Source organism: Streptomyces sp. NPDC102441 (assembly GCF_044765585.1).
Taxonomy (GTDB): Bacteria; Actinomycetota; Actinomycetes; order Streptomycetales; family Streptomycetaceae; genus Streptomyces.
On sequence record NZ_JBIWKH010000010.1, the window covers coordinates 197,685 to 211,695 of the forward strand.

The 14,011-nt window shown below is 67.9% G+C and carries 14 protein-coding genes; 7 read left to right on the forward strand and 7 right to left on the reverse strand.

Going from position 1 to position 14,011, the window contains the following annotated elements; all coding sequences use genetic code 11:
• The first annotated feature begins 555 nt into the window (after positions 1–555).
• Complete coding sequence (locus tag ACIREO_RS23090; RefSeq protein ID WP_404113262.1) at positions 556–783, forward strand: hypothetical protein; 228 nt, start codon at positions 556–558, stop codon at positions 781–783.
• Between the two features lie 138 nt (positions 784–921).
• Here ACIREO_RS23090 and ACIREO_RS23095 read toward each other — a convergent pair whose 3' ends face one another.
• Genes ACIREO_RS23095 through ACIREO_RS23105 form a run of 3 tightly spaced genes read right to left on the reverse strand, consistent with a single transcriptional unit; the run spans position 922 to position 2,512 of the window.
• Positions 922–1,431 (reverse strand): DUF6302 family protein, encoded by a 510-nt coding sequence (locus ACIREO_RS23095; protein ID WP_404113548.1) that lies wholly within the window; start codon positions 1,429–1,431, stop codon positions 922–924.
• Positions 1,432–1,436: 5 nt separating this feature from the next.
• Positions 1,437–2,018, reverse strand: coding sequence for a DUF5999 family protein (locus tag ACIREO_RS23100; RefSeq protein WP_404113264.1), 582 nt, complete (start codon positions 2,016–2,018; stop codon positions 1,437–1,439).
• The gene (locus ACIREO_RS23105; protein WP_404113266.1) at positions 2,015–2,512 is read right to left on the reverse strand and encodes an ATP-binding protein; all 498 of its coding nucleotides are present in this window, start codon (positions 2,510–2,512) and stop codon (positions 2,015–2,017) included. The genes ACIREO_RS23100 and ACIREO_RS23105 overlap by 4 nt, the downstream gene beginning before the upstream one ends.
• Before the next feature lie 300 nt (positions 2,513–2,812).
• Here ACIREO_RS23105 and ACIREO_RS23110 point away from each other — a divergent pair, with 300 nt between their 5' ends.
• From ACIREO_RS23110 to ACIREO_RS23125, 4 genes are all read left to right on the forward strand, one after another.
• On the forward strand, positions 2,813–4,195 hold the full coding sequence (locus ACIREO_RS23110; protein ID WP_404113268.1) for a Tat pathway signal protein: 1,383 nt from the start codon (positions 2,813–2,815) through the stop codon (positions 4,193–4,195).
• An 81-nt stretch (positions 4,196–4,276) separates the two neighbouring features.
• Positions 4,277–4,801, forward strand: a complete 525-nt coding sequence (locus ACIREO_RS23115) for a TrmO family methyltransferase (RefSeq protein WP_404113550.1) — start codon at positions 4,277–4,279, stop codon at positions 4,799–4,801.
• 995 nt (positions 4,802–5,796) lie between these two features.
• Positions 5,797–6,660: a helix-turn-helix domain-containing protein gene (locus tag ACIREO_RS23120; protein WP_404113270.1), complete on the forward strand. Its 864-nt coding sequence runs from the start codon at positions 5,797–5,799 to the stop codon at positions 6,658–6,660.
• A 188-nt stretch (positions 6,661–6,848) separates the two neighbouring features.
• The gene (locus tag ACIREO_RS23125; protein WP_404113272.1) at positions 6,849–7,079 is read left to right on the forward strand and encodes a DUF397 domain-containing protein; all 231 of its coding nucleotides are present in this window, start codon (positions 6,849–6,851) and stop codon (positions 7,077–7,079) included.
• A gap of 354 nt (positions 7,080–7,433) precedes the next feature.
• On the opposite strand, the gene ACIREO_RS23130 is transcribed toward ACIREO_RS23125, so the two are convergent.
• Positions 7,434–8,138, reverse strand: coding sequence for a prepilin peptidase (locus ACIREO_RS23130; protein ID WP_404113274.1), 705 nt, complete (start codon positions 8,136–8,138; stop codon positions 7,434–7,436).
• A 299-nt stretch (positions 8,139–8,437) separates the two neighbouring features.
• On the opposite strand from ACIREO_RS23130, the gene ACIREO_RS23135 reads away from it, so the two are divergent.
• Positions 8,438–9,799: a DUF2637 domain-containing protein gene (locus ACIREO_RS23135; RefSeq protein WP_404113276.1), complete on the forward strand. Its 1,362-nt coding sequence runs from the start codon at positions 8,438–8,440 to the stop codon at positions 9,797–9,799.
• Positions 9,800–9,824: 25 nt separating this feature from the next.
• Here the strand turns inward: ACIREO_RS23135 and ACIREO_RS23140 are convergent, their stop codons facing one another.
• The gene (locus tag ACIREO_RS23140; protein WP_404113278.1) at positions 9,825–10,217 is read right to left on the reverse strand and encodes a hypothetical protein; all 393 of its coding nucleotides are present in this window, start codon (positions 10,215–10,217) and stop codon (positions 9,825–9,827) included.
• A gap of 480 nt (positions 10,218–10,697) precedes the next feature.
• Between ACIREO_RS23140 and ACIREO_RS23145 the strand changes: the two genes are divergently transcribed.
• Positions 10,698–11,474: a hypothetical protein gene (locus tag ACIREO_RS23145; protein ID WP_404113280.1), complete on the forward strand. Its 777-nt coding sequence runs from the start codon at positions 10,698–10,700 to the stop codon at positions 11,472–11,474.
• Positions 11,475–11,559: 85 nt separating this feature from the next.
• Here ACIREO_RS23145 and ACIREO_RS23150 read toward each other — a convergent pair whose 3' ends face one another.
• Positions 11,560–12,438, reverse strand: coding sequence for a M48 family metalloprotease (locus tag ACIREO_RS23150; protein WP_404113282.1), 879 nt, complete (start codon positions 12,436–12,438; stop codon positions 11,560–11,562).
• A 235-nt stretch (positions 12,439–12,673) separates the two neighbouring features.
• Positions 12,674–13,999, reverse strand: a complete 1,326-nt coding sequence (locus ACIREO_RS23155) for a hypothetical protein (RefSeq protein WP_404113284.1) — start codon at positions 13,997–13,999, stop codon at positions 12,674–12,676.
• Positions 14,000–14,011: the final 12 nt, after the last annotated feature.

A 14,011-nucleotide genomic window follows, 5' to 3' on the forward strand; every position in this document is an offset into this window, starting at 1 on the left:
CGATCCCGTCTGCTGCGGCGATGTATTCCTCGGCGTCGGGCGAGGTCTTCATGACGAGGTGCCTTTCGTGGTGTCGTACTGGCGCGTCGCCCGGTTGTCCGAGGGTCCGTAACGCCTTCGGGTGGGTCCGTAGCGGGGGTGTGACCGCTGGCCGAGGAGTACAAGTGCTCCTATGGCGGCCACAATCAGGCCGGTGATGATCCCTCCGATGAGAGTCATCCCGGTCTCGGCGCTGATCCGTCGACGATGATGATGAGCATCGCGAGGACGAACACAGTGACGCGGAGCTGATTGCGGCTCGGGCGCCAAATCAGCCATTTGTTCACCCTCGGCGGCTGTTGCTCATGCATGGCAGGCCCTGCGGCGGTGCGGGCTCATCGGTTGTCGTGGCGTCCGTAGGCGGGACCGCGTCAGGCTGAGCGCGTCGTGAAGAGCGCCTGCCGCAGTGATCGGGGCGGAGACTGGGTGAGGCCGCGTCAGCCACAGGCGGACACAGTTCTGATTGCGATATCCCTCGGGAGCGCATAGCGGCCTTGTCCCGGCGGTGCAGACGGAGTGCGACGCGAACCACCGGTCGGTGGTGCCGGCTTCCACGGGCACAAGAAGCTGTTGGTGTGCGAGGCAGTACCTCAGCGGACCGACATCGCCTCCGACGTCGATCAGCTCGTCGATGGCGCGCAGGCCCAGCGCCAGGCCCACACGGACGGTGTCGTAAGTGAAGGGAAGCGCGGCAGGCGGCTGCTCTCCGAGGCCCACGTGCCACGGGTGGCGGCTGCTCTGTAATAGCTGCATCGAGATGGAGTCTCCGGTCAGGACGGGAATCCCGTCGCCAAGGAAAGGGGTCTGGGGGAGGGCCGTGGTGGCGCCGCGCCGTAGCGGGGGTGGCCGGCGCGGCACCACAACGGGGACGGGGCGCCGGGGCTAACGGGAGGAGCGCGCGGCGCAGGCCGTAACGGCTCCTTGAGGTGGAGGCAGCCATCCGGGCAGTTGCTCGGAAGCGGGAGGCCAGCAGTCCGTAGCCGAGCCGGTCCCGCTGTGCCAGGCGAGGAGCGGTGCAGCGGCGAATCGATCCTTGGCCGGCTCGCGGAGGCCATGGAAGCGGCGGCGCTCGTCGGAGCCGAGGGTTTCCGGCAGCGGATCGCCCCATGTGACGTGTGAGCCGCTGGCGCCGACCATGTCGAAGCCGGGCCGTCTCTTCAGGCACTGCGTGGTCAGCTCGGCGAACGACCGGTCGATCATGTTGAGATGACCGCCACGACGGCTCATGCCCGCAGGGACTGCGAGGAGGGGGAGGCGGTGGATCATCACGGCGACGGCGCCGCCCAGAAGTTCCGGGTGGATGAGCCGTGCCGCCCAGTACTCGAAGTCGCATGCCTCCTCAGGAGCGAGAAGGCGAACGCCGAGAGGGTACGCAGCGGGCGGCGGATCCATGACGCTCACCCGCTCACCGCCTTAGCGGCAGGCCCAGCCAGCGGAAGGGGCCGATGTGGCTCGACGATGACATCGTCTGGCCGAAGGCACCCGGTGTCATCGAAAAGGAGAACGCCGTTGCACAGCACGCTCCATCCGGCCTCAGGGCGGTGGAAACGGACCTGCGCGGCCTGGCTGTCCGCAGCCTGGGCGGGCGGGCACTCGGGCTGGTGATCGCACACGAGACCCGCTGCGCCCATCTCCGTGATCAGCGCTTTCACCGCAGTCGCCAGCTTCCGCAGATGTACGCGGGCCTGCATGTACCGCGCCGGGACATCTATGTCCGCAAGGCTCTGGGCCGTCCTCAGCGCGCTCTCTGCTTGGCGTGGAATGCCGTGCACGTGCACTGCGGGTCCGAGCTGCATGAGGTGACCGCGCAGTCGCAGCACCAGGTCATCGATGTCCTGGTCGCCCTCCGGGATAGGAGAATCCTCGTCCAACACCAAGGCCAGGGTCTCCCTGGCAGAGGTGACCGTGGAGCGGGGGTCGTTGGCCGCGCGGACAGAGCGCCGGCTCGTGGCGCCGCGGGCCATACTGGTGAGGCTCATGAGACCACCACGCCGTCCGTCTGGACGCAGGCCAGCTCCATCCAGACCGCCTTACCGCAGCCCTGGGCGGAGGATGCCTCGACTCCCCAACGGTCGGCGAACGCATCGATCAGAAGCATGCCGCGGCCACATTCCTCGTCCCCGGTCTCCGGCCGCACGCACGGGTGTTCGTCCGACGGGTCTTGGACCTTGAGCCGCACCTGTTGGCCATCGCACGAGGCCGTCATGGTGACCTCAGTGCCGGATGGGAAGTTGCGGCACCCGTGCGTCACAGCGTTGGCCATCAACTCCTGAGCGGCCAGGGCAACGACATCCGCGATGCCGACCAGCCCCGACGCGCACAGCAGCTTATGCAGCCCGTGTCGAACCGGCGAGATCGCCTCCGGTGCGGCCGGGAACGCGAACACGGATTGGAAGCGACGTACAGCAGGGACCTGCGACGGCAGTCCGTTGACGGCCTGGGGGCCAGGGGGGCTGGAGGGTGAATCGGTCACTGCACACGCTCCTGGGCCTGCGCCGTCGTGCACGACGGCGGCGTACGGCCGCGAACAGGTCGGCTGCTCCCGCGTCAGGTAGTGCACGTTCATCGGCTCCTTGTCCTGGCCCCTTGGGGCGCCATTTCCAGTCACAGCGCGAGCTCGTGTGCGTGAGGTCGCCGATTCCGCGGGCTGGGTGGGGGGTTGGAGGAATATCGTCTTCACGAGACAACCGCGCGTACGGATCGCTGGGTATCCCGTCGGGGACGCAGACCTGGTGCACGTGGTGCAAGATCTTTTCGGGGACAGGGGCTCACCGTGGGGCGCACACGCAACCGCCGACTGGAAGCCGTCATCCAGGAGTTGAACCTGCCTCAAGCACGCCTGGTGGCCCGATTCCGAGCCGTCGCGGCAGAGAACGGCGCCCACGAACTGGACGCCACGAACCGGTCGTCCATCACCCGCTGGACCGCCGGCACCCGCCCGAGCGGCAGAGCGCCGACTATCTTGGCCGAGACGCTCTCGCGAGGTCTCGGCCGCACCCTCACCCTCTCCGACATCGGCCTTGCCGCTGACGAGGGTGCGGAACCGCAGCCGCCGGAGTGGAGCGTCGACACGCTGACGACTCTGGTGAACCTCGGGGGCACTGACATGGACATAGACCGTCGACGAGTACTGGTGAGCTCGGCCTACTCCGTCGCGGGCCTGGCCCTGCCATCCGAATCGTGGTGGGAGGAAGCATCCGACCGCGCCCGCGCCCGCAAAGCGGTATCGACGCATACCGTCACTACTCAAGACGTCGAGGGCGTCCGCGAAATGGCCGTCTTCTTCTCTCGCCGCGACCAGCAGCGCGGCGGCCGCGGCGCAGGCCGCACAGCGCTCGTGGCCTACCTGCGATCCGAGATAGCCGACTACCTCAACAGCCGATTCCCCTCCGAGGAGATTCGGCGCGCCATGACCTCCGCTGCCGGCGAACTCGCCTATGTCGCTGGCTGGACGGCATTTGATGCCGGGGAGCACCCCGTCGCGCTTCGCTGGTTCACCGTCGCCACGCAGCTGGCCGAGGAAGCCCGGGACGCGCCCCTGGCCGGCCACGTCCTCAGAGCGATGGCCCACCAGGCCGTGGACCTCAAGCAGCCCGGGCAAGCAGTGCGCCTGGCCACCGACTCCCTCTCGGGAAAGCGGTACTCCGACGCGAGCTGGCGCGAGAAAGCGCTGATCGGCGTCGTCCACGCCCGCAGCCTGGCCGCCGACAACCGCCGGAAGGAAGCCGTAGCAGCCCTCGCCCAAGCCGAAAAGGATCTCAGCAAGGCGGGGGAGGGAGACGGGCCCGATCGCGTCTGGTTCTTCGGCGAAGCCAGCCTCGCCCACGAGACCGCAGCCACCCTGCGGGACCTCGGAGACCTGAAGGGAGCGGAGAAGCAGTTTCGTCAGAGCGTTCGAACCCGACGAGCTCAGTTTGCCCGGACCCACTCGGTAACCCTGGGTTACCTGGGCGCCGTGCAGGTGCAGCAGGGCCAGCTCGAAGCCGCATGCGACACGTGGAGCCAGGCGATCGACGCCATGACCGGAGTGCAGTCGGGCCGAGCCCGAGAGACGGTCGTCCAGATGCGTCGTGCGCTCAGCCCGTTCCGCGGCCGAGGGGGCACTCCGGCCGCCGAACTCGACGCCAGAGCGCGCGCGATGCTCGGCGTAGGCTGACCGCGCCACGTCGGGGATCGGCGCGGAGCGTGAACTTCGGCGATCCCTACAGAAGCGAACGAGAGGGAGCCGGTGGGCTGGCTGCGCGGGTTGTTGAGGACGCTCAAAGGACTGCTCAAGGGGCGCAGGACCTTCGAGGTACCCATCATCGCCACCGTCGTGGGTGGCCACACCGGGCGCCGTGACGACTACAAGGGGAACGTGACGTCGATCATCCGGCTCAACCCGGACTTCCCCCAAGAAGTGCTGCAGGGCATCGAAGAGTTCTCCCACATCCAGGTTGTCTGGCCCTTCCACAACGGATCGCCGACCGACGTGGCATTGCACGCTCGCAGTCCTCGGGACAATCCGGCGTGGCCGGCCACCGGCACTTTCGTGCACCACAACCACCGGCGCCCGGCCCGCATTGCGGTCTCCTACCCCAAACTGCTCCGCGTGGACGGACTGGATCTGCACGTCGTGGACCTGGACGCCGACGACGGCACCCCCATCATCGACCTGGTAGCAGTCTTCACGCAGTTCCTCCCCCGCGGCCGGATCACACAGCCGACCTGGCCCGGCGAGATGCTTAAGGACTACTGGACAGACTCCAAGGAGCGCCCGTAACAGGTTGTTCGTCGCCGGACTAGCGCTAGGCATACGCCGAAGAGACGCTGCCGGGCCGCGCTTGGCCGCTTCGCATCGTGCATGTGGCATGCGACGGCCGTCGGCATGCGGAACCACGGGATTTGCTTCGCGGCCCACTTGCCGTACTGCGAAGACGCTGGTCGGGGCGCTCATCGCCGAACCGTCTGAACTTCGGGTACAACCACTGCCACGAACGCGGAGTGCCGACCGAACCAGTCGAGTTGCTCCCCGTACTCATCAATGCGTGAGCTGATCACGAAACCTGTGACGACCACGACTCCGTCTGCGTAGCCTGCTTGAATCTGGTCCCGCACGAGGCGCCAGCCCGGTCGAGCCAAGGGATTGGTCACGTCCTGGTGGTCCGTGTAGGACCACCTAGGCTTGACCTCCCACGACTGATGCTCCGCAAACGCTGCGGCTGCGTTGAGCGAGTGGCGTGGCGGCTGCCCCCCGATGGAGAGGGCATACAGGCATGCTCGGGGAGACCGACCCCTGCCTGCGATCTGAGCGACGACCTGTCCCAGGTTCTCGCGTCGCGAGGCTTCAAGGGGGGCCATCGGGGCGGCATTGATGTCTTTCGCCCTAGGGTTCAACTGACTCTCCAGGGCGACCTCCCCGTACGGCAAGCTCAAACTTCCGCTGACGGTGCTCAGGTTCTGTAATGCCGTCCGGGCGTGTCGGCAGCTGAGGCGCTGCGGCATCTGGGGCATGAGCTGTGTCCTCGCGTCGAAGTGGCACGACGGCGCGCATCCACGACTACCGAACGTGAGCTTTCAACTGCCATCTGTTGCGACCCCTGGAGTATGGCAGGGGTGTCTTCTCTACGTAAAGCCACTCTGCGAAAATTTCGCAGTGAATATCTTCGTGGTGCGATGCGATCGGGACGGCGACTATCGTCACAGCGAACCTCCGTCCGTTGTCCAAGGCTTCACGGGCCGTCAGACTGACGACAAGTCACCAATGAAGGAGTGCAGATGGCTGCCACTGATCAGAGGTCGGTCGCGCTGTGTCGCATCCTGCTGAGGCTGCAACTCCGCAGGCTGAGGGACGCAAAGGGTCTGACGGCGTCGGCCGTAGCCAAGAGGTTTGGTTGGTCGACGGCCCGCATGACGCGGCTGGAGACCAAGGACACTGCAGTCGAGATCGGCGACGTTCGCCTCCTCTGCGACCTGTACGGGGCTTCTCTGACGCTGCGGGAAGAGCTGGAGAACTACGCCCTGATCACGAAGACACGCAAGGATTGGTGGGATCTGAAGCCGTTCAAGGGCACCATGCCAGCCTGGTTTCAGGCCTACCTGGGCCTCGAGGCCGCAGCCAAGACGATCAGCATCTACCAGCCGGAATTCGTGCCAGGCCTAGCTCAGGATCCCGAGTACGCCAAGGTCATCTTGGGGCTGTCCGACGCCGACGAGACGACACAAGAAGTCCAAGCTGAGGTCAGGCTGAAGCGGCAGAGCATTCTTGATCGTGACCTCCCGCCGACCGTCTCGCTCGTTCTCAACGAGGGCGTCATCCGTCGCCCGATTGGAAGTTCTGAGGTTTGGCGGGGACAGCTCCAGCGCCTTCTCGACCTCGCGGCCACGCAGCACATCTCTGTGCGCATTCTTCCCTTCGCGTCTGGGGCACATCCAGCGATGCACGGCCCGTTCACGCTCCTCGACTTCGAGGATGAGACCGTAGGCGACCTTGCATACCTGGAGAATCTCGTCGACGGCGGCGTGCTCTCAGACACAGCAGCCGTCAACCCATTCAACGAGGCGTTCGAGTCGCTGAAGCGCCTGGCTGCCTCCCCTGATGATTCTGAGCAGATGATCCGATCGGCGATGCCGGCGCTCTAGTCCGCAGCCCGGGCAAGGGCCCTGCGGCACTGGCGCTCCCGCCGATTGCCACTTGGAGCGGGCTAGCCACCTCGGCTATGGCCCTGGGTGTGCCTAAGGGAGACTCTGAAGTACCAAGCTCCAGGTCGAGTGCCTGGTAGCCGCCGTCGTGGCGGACATTTTGGAAGAAACGGATAGGAGAGTCCCCGTTGCAACAAGAGCTCAGGTGGTGGAAGAGCAGCTACAGCGGTCAGAACGGAGGAGACTGCATCGAGTGCGCCGTTTCTCCGTCTACGTCAGCCGTCGCGTCTACGCAGGACGTCGTATTTGTGCGTGATTCCAAGGAGCCCCACGGGGCGAACCTTCATTTTCCGAAGGCGTCCTGGAACTCGTTCATTACAGCTGCGGCAACCAATACGTTCGCTCCGGTCGCCGAGTAGCCCTCCCGCTCTAGGCGCCTAGCTAGAGCGGTAGTTCGACAGCGTCCCTCCTCAGTCTCAGTGAGGAGGGACGCTTCGTCGTTCTACCTTCCCCCTCTGTCGACCTTGTGGCAACAGGCTCCAAGTTGGGCAACTGCTGCGACGGATGAGAGACAGGGGCTTCAAGTTGGCTCTAGGGGACGCAGTATGGGGCCGCGCTGAGGAAGTCTCGCCGACCCGGCGGTTCAGAGTGAAAGTCTCCGGATGTGTTCGCACTGCTGCGGCAGGCCTGACGCGAGGGGGCGGTGCCCATCGTGGCGAGCTTCCGCAGAAGCGGGCAGAGTGGTCGGCGCAACTTTGGCGAGGCTCGAATGGTCAAGGCACGCAGATTGATGCGCCGAGCGCACCGATGATCATGTAGGGGCCGAACGCTACGCGTCCGCGGACGCGGCCGCGTGCGAGGTTGACCACGGCGCCGAGCGCGAACATCGCGAAGGTTCCGAGGAACACGCCGGCCCAGCTGTGCCAGCCGAGCAGGGCTCCGAGGGTGGGGGCGAGTTTCACGTCGCCGAGTCCGATGCCTCCGAAGGTCATGAGGAAGAAGAGCACCCCGAGTGCTGCCGCGGCGGCGAGGGCGCGGAGGAGGCTGCCTTGTTCTCCGCTCGCGGCGGCACCTCCCAGCAGGACGATGACTCCAGCGAAGGCCGGGAGGGTGATGACGTTGGGGAGCCGGTTCACCTTCGCGTCGATCAGCGCCAGCGCCGTTCCGCATGCGGCGACCCAGTAGTGCGCCGCGGCGGTCCAGCCGGTCAGGCCGCTCACGGCGATGAGGGCGAAGGCCAGAGCGGTCATTGCCTCGGGGAGACCGCGGTCTGCGGACCAGGGGGTCAGGCACGCCGCACATCGGTCGCGGGGCGGGGCTAGGAGCCGTACTGCTGCTCGGAGCGGCACGTCGCAGGTGGGGCAGGAGTGCCGAAGTGGTGCGCCGACGGGAACTGTCCAGGCGAACAGCAGAGGCCGTACGGCAGTGCCGGCTATGAGGCCGGCGAGCAGGGCGACGGTGGTTGTCAGCGCGGTCATCACTTCGGCCCCCGAGCGGCGTCGTCGATTCCGGCATATGCCGGGATCTTGGAGCCTAGGCGAGTCTCGCTGTCGGTTCGACCCTGTGTCGGCCCGATCTTGAAGACAACGACCAGGTCACAGCGTGCGCTCCGGGCCGAATCGGTGTGGCTGGGGAGGGTCTGCGCTCCTACGGTTCAGATACGGACGTGCGGCTGTCGAAAACTGTGGAGGCGCGGAATGTCACACGGTCGCTGCTGAGCACACCTCTATGGGCGACGGCGCTGCGCGCACTGGCACGACGAAGGGGGCATGGATCCATGACGACGACCGCTGATTTCGGCAGGGCGGCGCCGGCCGGGCAACACGGGCGCCGCCGGGTCGTCTGGACCCGTGGGCGCCGGGTGACGTTCGGAATCATCGGGTTCGGCTCGCTCCTGATCGCCTTGACGGGCTTCGTCGGCTCCTACACGGCCGTACGCGATCTGGCAGTGGAGAAGGAATTTGGTTGGTTTGCAAGCATTTTTCCGCTTGGCATAGATATTGGCATAATCGTGATGCTGAGCCTCGACCTCGCCTTGACCTGGGTGGACTTGCGGTATCCGCTGCTGCGGCACATCGCATGGCTGCTGACCATCGCCACGGTGGCATTCAATGCAATGGCCGCATATCCAGACATACTTGCCTCGATCATGCATGCGGCCATCCCACTCCTGTTCATCGCGATCACCGAGGCCGTCCGGCACGCGGTCGCGACCGCGACAGCTCGCGAGGCTGGGCGGGAGGACTACGCGCTCTCGCTGGGTCGTTGGCTGCTTGCGCCGTGGTCGACATGGCTGATCTGGCGCAGCAGAAAGCTCTGGCCGAGCACGATTCCCTCGTATGAGGTCGCGCTTGAGCTGTTCCAGGAGAAGCTGGAGTACCGCCAGGAGTTGCGCGACGAGTACGGGTGGCGTTGGCGGAAGAAGGCGGGGCGCGAAGAGCTTCGGCCGCTGCGCCGCAGCCGACTTGGGTACGCGGTCCGTCCCGCGGGGGAGCCGATGCCGTTGCCGGCTCCCGTGCGGGCGGCTGTTCCTGAGCTCGTGCCGGACGGTGCTGGTCTCTCCGAGGCTCTCCCCGGCCGGGCCCTTCCGGCCCCGGTGGAGTCCGGCCCGGCGCAGACGGCGGAGAGTCCCTCCGCCCCCGCCGATCACTCCCGCTCGCAGTCGCCTGGCGGGGCCGCGGCGGCCGTCACCGATCCCGGACGGGAGATCGCCCTCGGCCATCCCGGCGACGACCTGCTCGCGGACGACGCTGCCGCGTCAGCACAAGCCGGGGACCCCGCGGGCGGACTGGACTCCGTGGACACTGACGCCGCGGACGACGATGAAGATGTCACCGAGGCTGACGAGGACGCCGAGGAGGAGGACGACGGCCAGGCCGATCCCCTGCCGGCGATCGATGTGGGGACTGCCCCGGAGAATGAGAGCAAGCGGCAGCGGGCCGAACGGATCTACCTCGCCCACCAGAACGCGGGTGTCGAGCTCACCCGCGCGGACCTCACCCGGTGGGCCGGATACCAGAAGGCAGGGTCAGGTCGCAGCACCTATATCGAGCTGGAGCGGAAGTACGGTTCGATCGTCGGTCAAGGCGATGGAGCAGACCACCTCGTGCATGAGGAGCTGTCGCCCGCAGGCCGGTGACGACTTGGTGGCGGGCGAGGCCCGTTCAGTCGTCGTCAGGGGCGCTCCCGAGCCACGCCACCGGCCTGCCGGCCGTGGTCCTCCCCCAGTGCGGGCCGGCGTCGGAGTCATGGCCCTCGTCCAGCAAGCAGATCCGGCCGTGCCTCCCGTGCTTGGCTGGGCAGATCTGGCTGAGCAGTTCGGAGTCTGCCTCACGCAGTGCCTCATTCCACCGCGCTACCTCCGTCCGGTAGATGCCGCTCAGCAAAGTACCGAGGCGCTCTTCCTCTTCCCCGACCTTCTGGACGAGGTCCCGTACGGCGGGATCGGACATCACCAGTTCGATCCGCGCGTGTGCATCGGGGTAGTCCCGGACCCGGTTCCGCCGCCGCAGGGTCTCCGAACTGCTCGGAGTCGAGGAACTGTGCTGGCTCTCCACCCGTCATTGCCTCTCTCCTGGCAAGCCGGGCCGTTCTGGCCCTCGGCCCAGTGTGGCACTCGCCGCCCGGGCGGGGCTGGCGCCGCAGCAAGTCATCACCCGGTGCTCGGCTACGACCGGGTGGAGCCGCGCTCGCTGACCGCGTTCCTTCAGGCGACCGTCCGGGCGCCGGCGGCACTACACCCGGCTTGATCAACGCCCGGCGGCCACCGGCCGCCTGAGTGACGGTGCTGAGTACCGCGGGCGGGGCAGTGCCGTACGGCGCGACACACCTGTGTACCCCACCGGATGGCACCGCAGTGTGGTGGTGTGGGGAGTAGAGTTCCATCGGCTGTCCACGCAGCCGTGCTGGGATGTCGCCCCCGGAAGTCGCGGCATCGGGAAGGCAAAAGCCCACGTGGGCAAGGCCTGACCGATCGGCCGGCTCACCCCCCTCTCTTCTTCTTGTGCATTGGCCGGGCAGTGCGACAGGGAGCCGTTATGCACGAGACGTCATCCAGTCCCGAATCGGGTGAAATGGTCCGCCTGCGTCAGCTCGCGACCAACGAGACGTACGCCCAGAGTCAGCAGGGCCATCGCGTGAATCCCCGCCCGGAGCTGGCTGTTCCGAACCCTTCCCCGGAACAGCAGCGGTGGGAAGTGCAGATCGTCGAGCTCCTGGCTGAGGAATTCGGACGACACCAGGTAGACGCCGGCATGGGACTGTTCGGCATCCGCAGCATCAGTCCCTATCCCGACCGGCTCGTCATCCGCGTCGACCGCCGGGCCCTGCACCGCTGGGCACACGCTCTGGTCGGTACCTCGCGTTCCCTCGGCTCGCAACGGCTTGCCCACCTGCGGTGGAGCGCCGAGGCGAAAAGCGTTCGCCTCGTGGACACGAGCAGTGGCGCCGTGGTCACCCTGGACCGCGCGTTCCCTCGCGAGTGGCAGTCGGCGCTCAACAGCCTCACCGACCGCGTGCCCGGCGTGGCCGGCGCACAGGGCGCCGCCGCGCTCGCCGACTCGCCCTACGGTTTTGAGGCATCTGTGCTCCTGCGCCGGGCCCATCTGGCAACGTCACTGGCCCAGAAGCAGGCAGACGTGCTGCATCTTGCGGTGCGCGACGCAGGTGACGGCTGCTCTCGCCTTCTTGAGGTCTCGGTGGACGAGCCGGGCCGCGCGGCGTGCTTCCTGGCCCTCGCGGACGCCCCGAAGGCGTTGTGGTCGTGGCCCGGAAGCGACGACCGTCGTGGCGGGGTGATGCTCGCGAGGAGGTAGTCCCGCCCGCGACATGCACACGGCGATGCGGGGCGGCGCCCGGGCTCCGGGCCGCCCACCGCTGTGGAGCGGGCGGAGTCAGTGCTCAGGCTGCGGCGGGGGCGTGCAGGGGGTGGGCGGCCGGCGCCAGCGGGGTGGACACGGGCAGGCGCATCGCGCAGAAGACCCGCAGGCGCAGCGGCGGGTGCGTGCGCAGCGCGCACAGCGTTCCCCGGATCCGAAGGGCGCGCGGCCGTGAGCGCTCCAGGGCCAGATCGGCGCGCCACATCTCGGCGACCGGCTCCCGGCCGCAGGCGCGCACCGCGTGCAGGTCGCAGGCGATTTCGACCGACCAGTGGTAGAGCGTGGTGAGCAGCCATGCACCCAGGGCAGTCAGGGCGAAGGAGCCCGTGGCGAGCAGGCCGGAAGCCAGCGCGGTCGCCGTCACGGCGGCGGTCTCGGCGACCAGCCGCTTGGTGGTGTCGCGGCGGGTCAGGTGGGCAAGTTCGTGTTCCAGGACGGCGGGCAGGTGACGGGTGTGCCTGGGGTTGAACCAGCGCATCCCGAGCCACAGATGACCAAGGGCCCGGTGGCGGGTGGAGCGGGCATCGCTGTAGCCGCCGGGTTCGCTGGAGGTAGCGAGGGTGATGCGCTCCAGACCGTGCCTGCCGACGCCGGTGCGCACGTGCTGTCCGGTCTGCCGCATCCGGGCGGTCAGTTCCCGGTACAGCTCGCTGTCGGACGGTGCGGGACGGCGGTTGACGTGGATGTCCCACGTCAGCGCCTGGATTTCCCAGCCGTCGGCGACCGAAGCGCGTTGGATGGCACGCCCGTGCCAGGCCCAGACGCCGCCGGCGATCAGCGCCGCGTAGAGGGCAAAGAATGGATCAGGCCCTCGCAGGAGCGTGACGATGGCCTGCCCGGTGATCGCGGCCGCCACCGTGATGTGGGACCAGTAGTGCCCGAGCGTCTCTCCAGTTGCCATGATGATCACCGTAGTCGGCGGACCACTGCGGCGCGCCCCCGCTTCCCGGCCGGGCCGGGCCGGGCCGGTGCAGCGTCACCAGGCCGGGCGCTCACCGGCGGCGGTGCTGAACGCGTGTGAGCGCTACGCCCTTCGGCTGTGAGCGACCCAGGCCCAGGAGGACTTCGTGCTCATCCGGCGAGAGTGAGCCCACGCGGAAGTCCTGCGCGCAGGCCTCTCCTTGGAAGCGGAGTACTCAGGGCAGTTCGCAGCCGTACTTCTCCAACACGGCCTGGGTGTCGCTGTCCTGCGGCCGCAGCGGGTGCGTGCCCCCGTCCTCGGCCGGCCCGAGCCGCAGCGTCGTGCCCCCGCTGATCGGGCGGACCACCAACGTCTTGCCCACGGTCACGGACTGGATCCCATCGAGCCGGTAGGGGCTGGCGGCCAGACACCTGCTGGTGAACTGGCGCTCGAAGCGGTCGAGGGGATCGGCGAAGAAGTAGCCCACGACGGGGCCCTGAAGCTGCATCACCAGATAGGCCGCGGTCGCCGCGGTGACACCGGGCAGCGCAGCGGTGATCCCCGGCAGCCGCATCAGCCGCGGACCGAACCGGTGCACGGCGCCGGATCCCAGAGCCGCCACCGCGAAGGAGGCGAGCAGGAACGGTATCGGATGGTCGGTGAGGACCCGCGCCTTCATCGCCACCGACCACGGGATTGCCGCCAGCATGAGCACCAGCCACCCGAGGCCGCCCACCGTGATGACCTGGGCCGTATTCAGCTTCTGTGGCCACTGGTCCAAGGACGGCACCGCTTGCTGCTCACGACCGACCCAGCGGGCCGCTCCCCGCCGCAGGGGCCGCCCCGACGGCTGGGACGGCCTGGCCGTGTGGCCGTAGTGGTGTTCGAGCAGCCGCAGCACTATGGCGCCGAAGCTCTCCGCGCGCTCGTGCACGGCGCGCTCGTCGCTCTCGAGCTGGCGCAGTTCCGTCCCATCCGGCTGTACGAGCGGGCTGCTCCGGCGGGCGAAGGTGCGGTTGACCCAGTGCCCGGGGTCGGCGAATCCCGGCACTGTCGGCGCGGCCCTCCCCGCGGCCAACGGTGACGGCGAGCGGCCGGGGATGCACTCCTCGTGGAAGCGGGGGCGCGTGCGGTGGCCGTGCAGACTCGACTGCAGCGCCCGTATCGCCTTGGCGGCTTCATGCAGCAGGTCGTCGGAACCGGCTGCCTCGACCTGGGCGAGCAGTGCGGGTCCGGGCAGTGCCCGCCACACACCACCGCTGCGGTCCTGCGCTCGTGCTTTCCAGAGCTGGCGCAGTGGACGCGGCCAGACCAAGGCGACCGGCATCCGCACCGGCGGCCGTTCCTGGGAGAGGTGCGCGCGCAGCAGCGCCACGGCACACCGAAGGTGGTCCGCTTCGCACAGCCGCCAGAGCGCCACCGCCGTGGTCAGCCGGACATTCATCGCCTCACCCGCTGCGACCGCCGCTTGGCATTCCTCGACACGCGCATCCGCCGCGCGCACCGCTTCACCCTGTGCGCGCAGAGCCTCGATCGCCTTCCCCCATCGGGCGTCTGTCATCTGCGACTGCCC